Raw genomic sequence first — 12928 nt, forward strand, 5'->3', positions numbered from 1 at the left:
GAGAATGGCTGCACTTCCCCCCTACGCCTCGACCGGCCAGAAGATCTGGCACTATGCCTACCGGATCATCTGCGGGCTGATCTTCTTCTTCCTGATCGCGCCGATCATCATCATCATCCCGCTGTCCTTCAATGCCGAGAACTTCTTCACCTTTACCCCGAAGATGCTGGCGTTGGACCCGGAGGGCTATTCGCTCAAGCATTACCGGGACTTCTTCACCAATCCCGACTGGCAGGTGCCGCTTTGGAACTCGCTGAAGATCGCGCCGGTCGCGACCTTCATCTCGGTCGCACTCGGTACGCTCGCGGCGATCGGCCTGAGCCAGCCGCACGTGCCGTTCCGCCGCGCCATCATGGCGACGCTTATCTCGCCGATGATCGTGCCGCTAATCATCTCGGCCGCGGGCATGTATTTCTTCTACAGCCGGATCGGTCTGCAGGGGACCTACTGGGGCGTGGTGCTGGCCCATGCCGCGCTGGGCATCCCCTTCGTGATCATCACGGTGACCGCGACCTTGGTTGGCTTCGACCGTTCTCTGACGCGTGCCGCGGCCAATCTCGGGGCAGGGCCGGTGCGTACCTTCTTCAAGGTGCAGATGCCGCTGATCCTGCCGGGCGTGGTCTCGGGTGGCCTGTTCGCCTTCATCACCTCCTTCGACGAGGTGGTGGTGGTGCTCTTCGTGGGTTCTGCCGGTCAGAAGACACTGCCCTGGCAGATGTTCACCGGTCTGCGCGAGCAGATCTCGCCCACAATCCTTGCCGCCGCGACGGTGCTGATCTCGATTTCGGTGGTGCTGCTGGTGACGCTCGAAGTGCTGCGGCGCCGTTCCGAGCGACTGCGCGGCATGTCACCGGGCTGAGGCCCGCCGCCACCGCCGACCGCAACGCCCCGCCCAGAGAGCGGGGCGTTGTCGTTCCGGGACCAAGATCCTTCGAAGGATCTTGTCCGAACCCTTTAAAGGGTTCGGCGTCAGGGCAGCAGCGCCAGCCAGATGGTCGCCGACAGCACCGAGGCCACCGTGCCGATCAGGACCGCTGAAGCGGCGACGCGCTTGGCGTGGCCATAGATGCTGGCGAAGAGATAGGCGTTCACCCCCGGCGCCATCGCCGCGGTGATGATCGCCGAGCGGAAGGCGGGAACCTTCAGCCCGACCAGCGAGCCCAGCCCCCAGACCACCGCCGGATGCAGCACGAGCGACACCGCGACCACGTAGAGGATCACGCGCATGTCGCCCTCGGGCCGGTATCGGTGGAGGATACCGCCCAGCCCGAACAACGCCGCCGGCAAAGCCGCTCGCGCCATCAGTTCCAAAGCCTCGACCAGCACCTCCGGCAGCGGCAGCCCCGACAGGTTGACCGCGGCGCCCATGAGGATGCCGAGGATCAGAGCGTTGCGTCCCATGCCGCGCAGAACTTGGGCAGGTAGTTCCCTGAGCGAGCCGCCCTTCGCGCGGGCGAACTCCATCGCCGTGATGCCCACCGCGTAGCAGAACGGTGAATGCAGGGCGATGATCGCGAAGTTGGCCTGCAGCGCATCGGGGCCATAGGCGCGCTCGGTGATCGGCAGGCCCAGCAGCAATGAGTTCGAGAACAGCCCCACGAATCCGATCGCCACCGCGTCCTCCCAGGACCGGCCGAAGATCAGCCGCGCGCCAAAGAGGCCGGCGGCGAAGCCCGCCAGCGCCCCGGCATAAAAGCTGCCCAGAAGCGCCATATCGAATTCCTGCGCGAGATCGAGCCGCGCGATGGCGAGAAACAGCAGACAGGGGATGGCGAAGCCTTGGGCGAATTTCATGAGCCCGTCGATCGCGGGTTCGGTGATCCAGCCGCGCCACGAAGCCAGATAACCAAAGCCCAGCACGAGGAAGACCGGCAAGGTGACGGTGAGCAGCAGGATCATCCGAAGGCCTCCGCGCGGGCGGGTGCCGCGGATATGCGTCAGGTCGAATTGGAGAAGGGGTGGGACCCCTTCGCCCTACAGGTCGAAGGCGAGCGTCATCCCGTCGAAGGCCGGGGAGACGTGCTCCGGGGTTTCGGCTTCGAGCGTCGCGTAGTCGAGGTCGAAATGCATGTTGGTCAGCACGGCCCGTACCGGTGCGGCTCGTGCGATCCACTCGAGGGTGAGGTCGAGATGTGCGTGGCTGGGGTGCGGCTTGCGGCGCAGCGCGTCGACGATCATGCAGCCGAGCCCGTCGAGGTGACGCCAGGCGGCGTCGGGGATTTCGCTGACATCCGGCAGGTAGGCGAGCCTGCCACAGCGCAGACCCAGCGCCGTGATATCTCCATGCACGAGATCGAAGGGTGTCAAGCGGATCTCACCGCCAGCGCCGTCGACCACGATCTCTCCCTCGATCCGATGCAGATCGCAGATCGGAGGGTAGGACGAGCCCGGCGGCGTCTCGAATGCATAGCCGAAGCGTTGTGTCAGCGCCGCATGGGTCGGCGCGTCGGCCCAGCACTGCAGCCGGCTGCGCATGTTGAAGGCGATCATCCGCAGATCGTCGATGCCATGCACATGGTCGGCATGGGCATGGGTCCAGACCACGCCGTCCAGCTCGCCGACCTCGGCCGCGAGCAGCTGCGCGCGCAGGTCGGGGGAGGTGTCGATCAGCACCCGGGTGACGCCCCTCGGCCCATGCCGGGTCAGCAGCAGCGAGCAGCGGCTGCGCGCATTGCGCGGCTCGGCAGGATCGCAATCGCCCCAGAGGTTGCCCAGTCGCGGCACGCCACCAGAAGAGCCGCAGCCGAGGATGCGCGCCTCCAGACGGTCGCTCATGCGGGGCTCCGTTCCGGGGTCCAGGCAGCGGCCTTGGCGAAGAGGCGGTCGAAATTGGCCGAGGTCCGCGCCGCGAAATCGGGCAGGGACAGGCCGAACAGCTCGGCCCCGACCTTGGCCGTATGAGCGGCATAAGCGGGTTCGTTGCGGCGGCCCCGATGGGGGGGCGGGGCGAGGTAGGGGCTATCGGTTTCCACGAGGATGCGGTCGAGAGGCGCGCTCGCGAAGATCTCGCGCAGTTCCCCCGAGCGCGGGAACGCGGCGATGCCGGACATCGACAGGTAGAAGCCGAGATCGAGCGCCGCGCGGCCCAGCGCAGCGGAGGAGGAGAAGCAGTGCATCATGCACTGGTAGGCGCCGGCCGCGTGCTCCTCGGCAAGGATACGTGCCATGTCGTCATCGGCGTCGCGTGCATGGATGATCAGCGGCAACCCGGTCCGGCGCGCCGCCTCGATATGGATGCGCAGGGACTCTTGCTGCACGCCCTTGCTCTCGGCGGTATGGTGATAGTCGAGTCCGGTTTCGCCGATGCCGACCATCTTGGGATGCCGGGCCAGGGTCTCCAGTTCCTCGACCGAGGCGAGGGGTTCGTCGGCGGCGCTCATCGGGTGGGTGCCCACCGCCCAGAAGACCGGGTCATGCGTCTCGGAAATCGCGCGCACGCTGTCGGCGTTCTTCAATTTCGTGCAGATCGTGACCATGCGGGTGACGCCGGCGTCGAGCGCCCGCGCGATGACGGCCTCCCGTTCCTCGGCGAAGTCGGGGAAGTCGAGATGGCAATGCGCGTCGACGAGCTGAAAGTCTTGAGAAGTCATCTGGCCTCAGGCTGCGGCGGATCCGGCCGCGGTGGCTTCGATCCTCAGCAGCATATCTAGAAGCAGCGCCGAAGGGTCAAGGTTGACCGCCCGCCCGTGCCGCGCCCGGGCCGAAAGCTCCTGACCCAGCTCGGCGATGCGACGCGCCGCCCGCGCGTCGGGCGCCAGTGTCATCAGCAGACGGGCTTCGCCGGGCGCGCCCTGCAGGTCAGGCTCGCCCATCAGCCCGGCGCGCGCGGCGCGGGTCAGCAGCAGGTCGATCAGGTCTAGCATCAGCGGAAACCGCAACTCGGCGCCCTTGCCGCCGCAGGCTTCGGCCATGGCGATGGCGCGGGGGCGGTCGATATGCGGCAGTCCCGACAGGAGCCCCACGAGATCGGCATAGAGCGCGCGCCCGTCGGACTGGGCGATCCGCGCGGCGCCCCCGACCGATCCCGTGGCCAGCACGGCGAGCGCCTCGGGGGCTTCGCTGGAAACCCCGGCCTGCGCCAGTGCCTCGGCCAGGGGGGCGGGCTCCAGCGGTCGCAGCCTCAGCACGCGGCAGCGCGACCGGATGGTCGGTAGCAGGGCGGAGGGCTGGTGCGAGATCAGCAGCAGCGTGGTGTTGGCCGGGGGCTCCTCCAGTTCCTTCAGGAGCGCATTGGCGGCTGAGACGTTCATCTCGTCGGCGGCGTCGACGATCACCGCGCGGTGCCCGCCATCGGCCGAGCTGAGATGGAAGAAGCTCTTCAGCTTGCGCATCTCCTCGACCCGGATCTGCGCCGAAAGCCTGTCGCCCTTGTCATTGGGCCCACGCTTGAGCACGAAGAGCCGCGGGTGGGATCCGGCACGGATGCGGCGCAAATCGGGATCGTCGTCTTGCAGATCGAGCCCGTCCGCGGCCTGGCGCCCGGCCAGCAGATGCGCCGCGATGCGGTAGGCCAGCGTCGCCTTGCCGACCCCCATCGGCCCCGTCAGAAGCCAACCCGAATGCAGCCGCCCGCCGGCCTGTGCCGCGAGAAACTCGGCCTCGGCGGCCTCCTGACCGAGCAGCCGGGCGGTTTCGCGCGGATGAGGCAGGCCGGGCAGGCCGGTCGGATCGGGAAGATCCTCGCTCATGGCACGAGCCCCAGGCGGGGCAGGGCGATGCCGGCGATCTCCGCCGCCACGGATTCGGGCGTCCGGTTGCCGTCGATCACCTGAAATCGCCGGGGCGCATCCTTTGCGAGACCGAGAAAGCCCGCGCGCAGAGTGTTCTGGAAGCCGAGGCCCATATCCTCGAACCGGTCCTCGCCGGAACCGCGCGCGAGGCCACGGGCCAAGGCGGTGGCCGGGTCCATGTCGATCAGGAAGGTAAGGTCGGGCTCCGTGCCGATCATCAGATCGTGCAGGCGGTCGACCGTCGCGCGCAGATCGCCACGAGTCGCGCCCTGATAGACGCGGGTGCTGTCAGCGAAGCGATCGGTGATCACGGTCTGGCCATGGGCAAGGGCCGGGCGGATGGTCCGCTCCAGGTGATCGCGCCGCGCCGCAGTGAACAGCAGCAGCTCGGTCTCGGCCGACCAGCGGGCCGTATCCCCTGTGAGCAGTAGCTGCCGGATCTCCTCGGCGCCGGGGCTGCCGCCGGGCTCGCGCGTCAGCACCGCCTCGTGGCCGAGACCGCGTAGCCGATCGGCCAGCAGCCGCGCCTGGGTCGACTTGCCGGAGCCGTCGATGCCCTCGAAGCTGATGAAGAGCCCTGTTGCCACGGGCTCAGGTTTCGTCGGCTTCGGCTTCGGCCGGCGCCTCGGGCTCTGCGGCGGGTTCGGACGCCGGCTCCTCGGCTAGCGGATCCAGCCCCGGCAGGGTGACCCCATCCGGGCCGAACCGGTCGAACAGCACCGTGGCCGCGACCTTGACCCGCGGCATGAAGCCGCCCCGCGCCACGGCCGTCTCTGCGACCAGCGGCACCCGGGTCTCGGACATCCCCTCCCGCGCGATAACCAGCTCGGCCAGTTCCTGACCCTGTTCGATCGGCGCCTCGATCGGGCCCTGATAGACCACCTCGGCTGCGAGATCGTCATTCGACATCACCGGCAGCAGCACCGAGACGTCATCGGCCAGGGTCAGGCCGACGCGGTTGCGCTCGCCCATCCAGACCTCGGCCTCGGCGATCCGGGTGCCGGCCTCGCCGATGTCGCGCTGCGCGAACTGGCGGAACGACCAGTTGACGATGCGCTCGGCCTCGACCCGGCGGGACTCGGTGCTTTCGAGACCGGTGATCACGAAGATCACCCGCCGGTCGTCCTGCGCGGCCGATCCGACGAGCCCATAGCCGGCCTCGGAAGTGTGGCCGGTCTTGAGCCCGTCGGCGCCGATGCCAAGGCCCAGGATCGGGTTGCGGTTCTGGCTGTTGGAGGGCACGCGCCCGTCGAATTCGAACTCCTGCTCGGCGAACATCGGGTAGAAGGTCGGAAAATCGCGGATCAGGTGGCTCGCGAGGATGCCCAAGTCGCGCATCGACATGCGCTGGTTCGGGGCGGGCCAGCCATTCGAATTGGCGAAGGTGGAGTTCTCCATGCCCATGTCGCGGGCCCGCTCGGTCATCAGCCGCGCGAAGCCGGCCTCGGTGCCGTCAGGCGACAGGGCCTCGGCGAGCACGGCGGAGGCATCGTTGCCCGACAGCACGATGACGCCACGCAGCAGATCCTCGACCCGCACCCGGTCGGTGGTGTCGAGGAACATCGAGGAGCCGCCATAGGAGGCGGCGTGCTCGGACACGGGGAGCCGCTGGTCGATCGACAGCCGCCCCGAGGCGATGGCCTCGAAGGCCATGTAGAGCGTCATCAGCTTGGACATCGAGGCGGGCGGCAGCGGCTCGTCGGCATTCTTGGCAAGAAGCTCGGTCCCGGTGGTGTGGTCGAGCACATAGGCCGCTCGGGCGGGGGTGTCGAAGCTCTGGGCGCGCGCGAGCGGCGCGAGGGCCACGAGCGTCGCGGCGGCGAGGAAGACGGCACGGATCATCTGGGGTCGCTCCGGTCGGTTGGCGGCCGCTCGTCACGGCCGGCGGAAGGGTCTGGCCCGGGCCTCAGGCGGCCCGGCTCCTTGTCAGTTTCGCACGAAATAGGCGTCTGTGAAGCCCAGCGCCTTGACACGGGTCAGGGCGGCGTCGCGCTCGGCCTCGCTCTCGGCCGGGCCGACGATGACGCGCCAGTAATCGGCGCCCTGGATCTGCGAGGCCACGACGCGCGCGCCCAGCCCCTCGACTTCCATCGCCGTCGCGGTGTCGCGGGCATTGGCTTCGACCGAGAAGATGCCGATCTGGATGAAGGGCCGTTCAAGGGTGCTCTCGGCAGGGGCGTCGGGCGCCGGCGCAGAGGCGACCCCGGTCGGCTCCGCCGCCCCGGCTTCGCCGGAAGCGGGGGGCAGCGGCACGGCGGCGATCGGCGTGGGATCGTCGAAATCCGTGGTCGCCCCCGGCGCCTCCGGTGCGGCGGTTTCGTCGCGGCGCAGCGCCGTGACGTTGAGCGTCGCGGGCGCCCCGGCGAGCATGCCGAGCGCCTCGGCGGCCTCCGAACTGACCTGCAGCGCCGGGCCCGGCGTCTCGCGCTCGCGGCGGAACAGCGCGCCGATCACGAAGCGGCCATTGGCCTGGTTGCGGATCACCACTTGGCCGATCTGCTCCACATCGACCTCGGGATAGGCGACCCAGACGCCGCCCAGCGACGGCCGCCCGTCCCACAGGCCGGGCTCGGTGACCTGGAAGATGCCGGGCGCCTCGACGTCGCGCGACACGATCTCGGTACGGCTGGGATCGCCGGGGGAGGCGGTGCCGCCGGTTTCGCCGCAGGCGCCCAGCGTCAGCAGCGCGCCCAGCAGCATGGCGACCGGCCGCACGGAATTGGTGGCTGTCATGTGACGTCCCTCGATTGCCCCGCTCGGACCGTTGCCCGGCCCGCTCTTGTTTCGGCGCCGCGGCCCGGCAGGCCGGGGCGGCGCGACGCGAACATATCGGGGGGACGGCCGCAATGAAAGCGGCTAGCGCCGCCCGGGGCGGAAAATCGCGTGATCGGAAGCCCTTCCCGAATCGCCGCGCAGTGCTTAGGCGAGGCGCGCCGGAGGAGTGGCAGAGTGGTCGATTGCAGCGGTCTTGAAAACCGCCGTGCGTGAGAGCGTACCGTGGGTTCGAATCCCACCTCCTCCGCCAAAAGGCATGTGCCATGAATATTCTTGTAAAGCCAATGCCTTGCATGCCGCTCGACACAGCGCACCACATACGTTCACCACACATGCAAAAGGCCGCCGGCGCTTCTGTAGAGGGCTACAGTTCGAGACTAGCAGCACCTCCCGCCGTTCCCTAGGATCGCCCTCATCCTACCAACAGGGCATCTCCATCCTTCCCATAGCTTTTTCGCTATCTACAAGGACGTCGGTCGGCTTCATCAGTACGTCGAAAGTGATCGGCAGGTTGGGGGAAGACGCCGACTGCGAAGCTTAGCTCCGATGACAGATGCGCCATGCATTAGGTGTAGGGAGAAAAGCTCTTTCAACTGTGGGCTGAGCTGATAAACAATAGGGCGGTGCGAGCAGTCAGCCATGTTGCTTGGAAAGCTGCTCAAGGGCGAACGATTGCGCGTTCTGAGCCGAATTGCCTTAAGGACGAACGTGGAGCTAGGGAATTCTTAAGTATGATATCCCAGCATGAGCGGTATGGGTTTCTCGGGGAGTTTCGTGTAAAGACCTACCGAAACCTATTCAAGAATGATGTGCCACTCGGCTTTGATCTGTTTAAGAAGCTTCAGCAGCTTCATCTGGACGGCAAGGCCCACCTACTGAATCGGAATCTAAAAGCGCTGCGTATAAAGGAGTTTAACATAACGAACTCCAGGCATGCTGAAGTGCTTTTTCACATGACAGATCCAAATATCCCCGACAATGTTTTGTCCGATAGGACGAATGGAACGCTGCGGACTATAACGCGCGGCAAAACTGAGGATCCGGCCGTCTCCGCTCACGTTGTCGTGAGCTTAGACGCGAAATATGACCAATCGCGGACTTATCCTGCCTGCGTTGAGAATATTGATTACCTTCCGCGTAGCTTAGTGATCGACTATTTTAACGAATGGTGGCGAACTACCTTTCAGAGCAGAGCAGAGCAGAGCAGAGCAGAGCAGAGCAGAGCAGAGCAGAGCAGAGCAGAGCAGAGCAGAGCAGAGCAGAGAAGGAGGGTAGGGGAAGATAAGGATAAGCTATTCCAACCTAGGGTTGAATTTATTGCTCCTGCATCACATACGATAAAGGGCGCTTTGGAAGCGGGAGGTGTCCTTAAAGGGGTGAAATGGGTTGAGGACAAGGTAGTTGAAGCGGCCTTCGGTGATAAGGCCTATCCCGTTGAGAAGCGGACGGATGTAGGTTTGAAGGTCAAGAACCGCCCTACTGGAGATGCGGCAAAGCAAATTCTGATCGATCTGTTTGGTCAAGCAAACATGCAGGCGGCCAAATCCACGAAGGTTACGATCGAGGATGGGAATGACAGAACTAAGACGATTGGAATCGATCCTTCCAAGAATAATGTACTAAGCAACATCTTCATACCTCAGGCTCGCTTTGACAATTTTAGTCCGCCGATGGCGATGTGTGAGGAAAGCTTACGCGGCGATCTGATTGCGAAGATGAAGGCTACGCTGAAGATATGATGCGTAGTCTTGAGCGAGCGGTCTTCTTTAGGGCAATTAATTATCTGAGGGTCTCGCATTCTTACGCCCTGCGATACAACTGGCTCTACCCGGTATTGATGGCGGGCGCGCTCTCTTATCTTGTGGTGGACCTCGATGATGTTGAGGGCTTGTTCAAAAGGGAGGGCCTGATCCCGTCCTTTTTGCCAGTTCTTTCGGTGCTGACGCCCTTCTATATTGCGGCGCTGGCTGCCGTCGCAACTTTTGCTGGGCCCGCTTCCGTTGATAAGCCTTTCGAGATGAGCGAGCCAGTACTGCTTGAGGTCCTCGGCGCTGGAGGGGAGTGGGAGTTCATGAATGTTACTCCAAGGCACTTTCTCAGCTTTCTCTTCGGTTATTGCACTGCGATCTCCATATTCTTGCTCTGCTTCTCTATGTTCTCATCTTTCTTTCCCGGTGTTCTTGCTGTAATAACTTATGGGGGTGGCGAACTGCCCATAGGGTTAATCGTCCTTCTTTTTGTGTTTATGTTTTTTCTTTCCCAGCTCCTGATCAATACCTTTCTCGGGGTGTATTATCTTTCCGATCGCCTGCACCGCCCTTAGTAGGGCATCTTGCGACCAGCCCTACATGCGTCGTCGAAATGTGGATTTTTCGTAATCTGTTGATTGTAGGACGGTTTCGGGCGCTGGCCCTCTAGGCTCAGGACCCATTGATCTTGATGAGGCTGCGTGATTCAGGCTCCCCGAGAAGCATGGTCAATGAGTAATCTTTTCTGGCTGGCGACCGAGCAGATGGCTCGGCTGCAGCCCTTCTTTCCAAAGAGCCACGGTAAGCCGCGCGTCGATGACCGCCGGGTCTTGAGCGGCATCATTGTGGTCAATCGCCACGGTCTTCGGTGGTGCGATGCCCCGAAGGAGTATGGTCCGCCCAATACCCTCTACAACCGCTGGAAGCGGTGGAGTGAGAAAGGCGTCTTCGCCCGGATAATGGAAGGCTTGGCCGCTGAAAGCCCGGAGAGACAGATGATCATGATCGACGCGACCTACCTCAAGGCCCACCGCACGGCGACCAGCCTGCGGCTGAGAGAAGGGGAGCAGCTGGCTGATCGGACGCACCAAAGGCGGCATGAACACCCAGCTGCATGCCGTTACCGATACCCAAGGGGGGCCCATTCGGTTCTTCATGATCGCCGGCCAGGCCAGTGACTACACATGGGCGGCAATTCTACTGCGCAGCCTGCCCGACGCAGAATGGCTGCTCGCCGATCTGGGGTGTGATGCGGACTGGATCCGTGAAGCTTTCATGGACAAAGGGGTCAAGCCCTGCATCCCGGGCCGGAAATCTCGTGCCACGCCCGTCAAGCATAACAAGCGTCGCTACAAACGCTGCAACAGGATCGAGATTATGTTCGGGCGTCTGAAGGACCAGAGGCGGATGGTCACGCGCTACGACAGATGCCTGAAAGTGTTCCTATCTGCCATCGCTTTGGCTGCGACCGTCTTGTTCTGGCTTTGAAGGTTAACGGGTCCTGGCCCTAGAAACGAGGACTTGCTATCTGCTAGGTGTTCAACCAGAAGGGTTGTTCAATGATAATGCGCCGTACAAAGCCTGAAGCAGGTCGCTTTAGGGACCTGAGCCCAGCGCTTCTACTTACAGGAGCGGCGCCGATCGATACCGGGCTAGCTGAGCCCAAGGAATCTCGGGGAACTTGCCGCCATAGTCAAATTTTCTTGAATGGTAGCAGACCGAAACAGCATGAGCATCTAGAATCTCCCGAACCCGAGACCGTCATACTATTCTTCACGCTGAAAGACGAGGCCAAGGCAGTTGGCCAAAAAACTACATGCAGGACTTGATGAGGATTTCCCGTGCGAAATTGATCGCCAAAACCTGCTGTATATTACAAATGAAAGCCACCTTTATGACCGACACGCGATCGAAAGGTTCATGAAATCTGCTGCAAGTGGTGAGCCAATCAGAATAGCTGAATACCAGCCAGGTAAGAAGGAGATGGACGACGAGGAGAAAAAGTATCGTAGTTCTGGCTTCTTCGAGAAATCTCAAGATGAGTGGTCCTCCATTTTCTTCGCACAGGCTCTTGGGAAGGGTATTTCGGAGGAGGCTCTTGAGGATTATATACTGTTCTTTTCTAGGGTGTGGACGGATAGCGCGCCACGTCAAAAATCAGCGACGTCTAGTAGAATAAAGGCATCTATATTCAATAGCGACCTGGAGAGGTTCAAAGCCGATGCCGGGAGGTTCTGCTGCGAGCGCCCTGATATTAAATCACTTTATCCCCCTCAGGAGCCATTGTTTACCCCTGGAGAGATCCGCAAGATATTTGAAATAAATAGCCGCCTCTTGGACGTATTTATTGGGAGCTATCTTGAGGAATTGTCCGATAGATTCTGCACCTCAATTAACAAATTGTATGTTGGGCGAGGAGTGTTTCAAGATGGCGGTGATGAGGTGATGCGGAAGGAGAGGAATTATCTTAGCTCATACTCAATTTTCCTTGGGCCAGTCGAGCAATTTTCTCAGACGCACACAAAGAAGACCAAAGATAATGGCGCTAGCGTAATATACTCCGCTCCTCTACCGGCAGTCCAAGAGAGGGTAGTAGCGTTTGCGCCGTTTATCAAAGGCATGGCGCTCGATCAACTTGAGCTGGTCGTGGCTCCGCCTGTACATGAAACATTTTTCTGTCGTAACGAGCTGATATCTGGTGTTCGTTACAAGTCGTTCGACTAGGCGTTGTCGCAGAACTCTCCGCTTGAAGGTTCACACAGCGGATCAGCCGGTTAGATGGGCGGCATGACGAAACCCTTTTCCGCCCGTTACCGCATGACGAACTGTTCCGCCTACAACGCCGGCCGCGGAAGTGCGGCTACTCTCTGATCTGGCTGGACAAATATATTCGATGGCTTGCACCGCATGAGGGACGGCCGGGACATCCCCCGGTGCTCTCCTAAGGCGCCATTCAGTTCTGGTTATCGATCAAAGTCCAGTTCAAGCTGCCGCGGAGGCAACGGCTGGGATGGAGGCCAACTTGCTGCGGAGGGCAGGGCTGGACTGGCCTGTGCCGGACTACTCAACACTGTGCCGTAGGCAGAAAAGCTTGGTCGTCCAGGTCCCGTATCGCTGAGCCGATGGCCCGATCAGCCTGCTCCACGAGAGTACGGGGATCAAGTTCCGAGGCGATGGCCATGACGGGCTCGCAAGCGTGGGATGCTAGGCTGTTGCCAGTGGTGGGAGATCGATCTGTTCTTGGATACAGCCACGTCTGATATCCGCGCCCTGGAGTTCATTCCTAGCCCCAACGGTGTCGAAGCCAATATGCGATGCTTCAAGGCATTCGGAGAGCGCATCGCTGCAAACCACCCCGACCGTCAAACCGCCGAAGTCCACATTCGCATCGCCCTCACGAACTGCTTTTCAGCCCTCGGCACCGCCGCGATCGTTCGCGTGGCATGAGCTCACCGGGGAAAGGGGCCACCGCGGTTCGAGCCTAAATTCTGCAACAACGCCCAACTTGAGGTATCTATTTAATCTGGCCGACGAGGGGCAATGACCGTCGCTCAGTCTCAATAGCAATGCGATGTCAGCTGGGCCGCTCTACTCTGACTGAATAGCCCCGTGTCTTGTGGACGCCTTCTTCGCTAATTTTGAGGCAAGGAGGCCATGATGAGCAGCAGCAAGTTC

The 12928-nt window shown here is 62.5% G+C and carries 12 protein-coding genes, 1 tRNA gene and 1 pseudogene; 7 read left to right on the forward strand and 7 right to left on the reverse strand.

Annotated elements, in window-relative coordinates:
* Window positions 1-4 precede the first annotated feature (4 nt).
* Window positions 5-859 (forward strand): ABC transporter permease, encoded by an 855-nt coding sequence (locus O4G76_RS06715; protein ID WP_269396587.1) that lies wholly within the window; start codon window positions 5-7, stop codon window positions 857-859.
* Between the two features lie 110 nt (window positions 860-969).
* Here the strand turns inward: O4G76_RS06715 and O4G76_RS06720 are convergent, their stop codons facing one another.
* From O4G76_RS06720 to O4G76_RS06750, 7 genes are all read right to left on the reverse strand, one after another.
* On the reverse strand, window positions 970-1899 hold the full coding sequence (locus tag O4G76_RS06720) for an AEC family transporter (RefSeq protein WP_269396588.1): 930 nt from the start codon (window positions 1897-1899) through the stop codon (window positions 970-972).
* A 75-nt stretch (window positions 1900-1974) separates the two neighbouring features.
* Window positions 1975-2775, reverse strand: coding sequence for an MBL fold metallo-hydrolase (locus tag O4G76_RS06725; RefSeq protein WP_269396589.1), 801 nt, complete (start codon window positions 2773-2775; stop codon window positions 1975-1977).
* Window positions 2772-3590, reverse strand: coding sequence for a TatD family hydrolase (locus tag O4G76_RS06730; protein ID WP_269396590.1), 819 nt, complete (start codon window positions 3588-3590; stop codon window positions 2772-2774). The genes O4G76_RS06725 and O4G76_RS06730 overlap by 4 nt, the downstream gene beginning before the upstream one ends.
* 6 nt (window positions 3591-3596) lie before the next feature.
* The gene (locus tag O4G76_RS06735) at window positions 3597-4688 is read right to left on the reverse strand and encodes a DNA polymerase III subunit delta' (RefSeq protein ID WP_269396591.1); all 1092 of its coding nucleotides are present in this window, start codon (window positions 4686-4688) and stop codon (window positions 3597-3599) included.
* Window positions 4685-5317, reverse strand: a complete 633-nt coding sequence (gene tmk, locus O4G76_RS06740; RefSeq protein ID WP_269396592.1) for a dTMP kinase — start codon at window positions 5315-5317, stop codon at window positions 4685-4687. The genes O4G76_RS06735 and tmk overlap by 4 nt, the downstream gene beginning before the upstream one ends.
* A 4-nt stretch (window positions 5318-5321) precedes the next feature.
* Complete coding sequence (locus tag O4G76_RS06745) at window positions 5322-6572, reverse strand: D-alanyl-D-alanine carboxypeptidase family protein (protein ID WP_269396593.1); 1251 nt, start codon at window positions 6570-6572, stop codon at window positions 5322-5324.
* An 84-nt stretch (window positions 6573-6656) separates the two neighbouring features.
* On the reverse strand, window positions 6657-7463 hold the full coding sequence (locus O4G76_RS06750; protein ID WP_269396594.1) for an SPOR domain-containing protein: 807 nt from the start codon (window positions 7461-7463) through the stop codon (window positions 6657-6659).
* A gap of 202 nt (window positions 7464-7665) precedes the next feature.
* On the opposite strand from O4G76_RS06750, the gene O4G76_RS06755 reads away from it, so the two are divergent.
* The 6 genes and pseudogenes from O4G76_RS06755 (at window position 7666) to O4G76_RS06780 (ending at window position 12700) form a co-directional block, all read left to right on the forward strand.
* Window positions 7666-7755, forward strand: a tRNA-Ser gene (locus O4G76_RS06755).
* A gap of 481 nt (window positions 7756-8236) precedes the next feature.
* A complete protein-coding gene (locus O4G76_RS06760) occupies window positions 8237-9244 on the forward strand; it encodes a hypothetical protein (RefSeq protein WP_269396595.1) in 1008 nt (335 codons plus the stop codon).
* Window positions 9245-9342: 98 nt separating this feature from the next.
* The gene (locus tag O4G76_RS06765; RefSeq protein ID WP_269396596.1) at window positions 9343-9828 is read left to right on the forward strand and encodes a hypothetical protein; all 486 of its coding nucleotides are present in this window, start codon (window positions 9343-9345) and stop codon (window positions 9826-9828) included.
* Between the two features lie 156 nt (window positions 9829-9984).
* A protein-coding gene (locus tag O4G76_RS06770; RefSeq protein WP_269396597.1) for an IS5 family transposase occupies window positions 9985-10741 on the forward strand; the annotation gives its coding sequence in 2 pieces (ribosomal slippage) (window positions 9985-10316 and window positions 10315-10741; 759 coding nt in all).
* Between the two features lie 312 nt (window positions 10742-11053).
* Window positions 11054-11977: a hypothetical protein gene (locus tag O4G76_RS06775; protein ID WP_269396598.1), complete on the forward strand. Its 924-nt coding sequence runs from the start codon at window positions 11054-11056 to the stop codon at window positions 11975-11977.
* A gap of 63 nt (window positions 11978-12040) precedes the next feature.
* A pseudogene (locus O4G76_RS06780) lies at window positions 12041-12700 on the forward strand (transposase).
* Window positions 12701-12928: the final 228 nt, after the last annotated feature.

Origin of the sequence: Limimaricola sp. G21655-S1 (assembly GCF_027213785.1) — a bacterium.
Classification (GTDB): domain Bacteria; phylum Pseudomonadota; class Alphaproteobacteria; order Rhodobacterales; family Rhodobacteraceae; genus Limimaricola.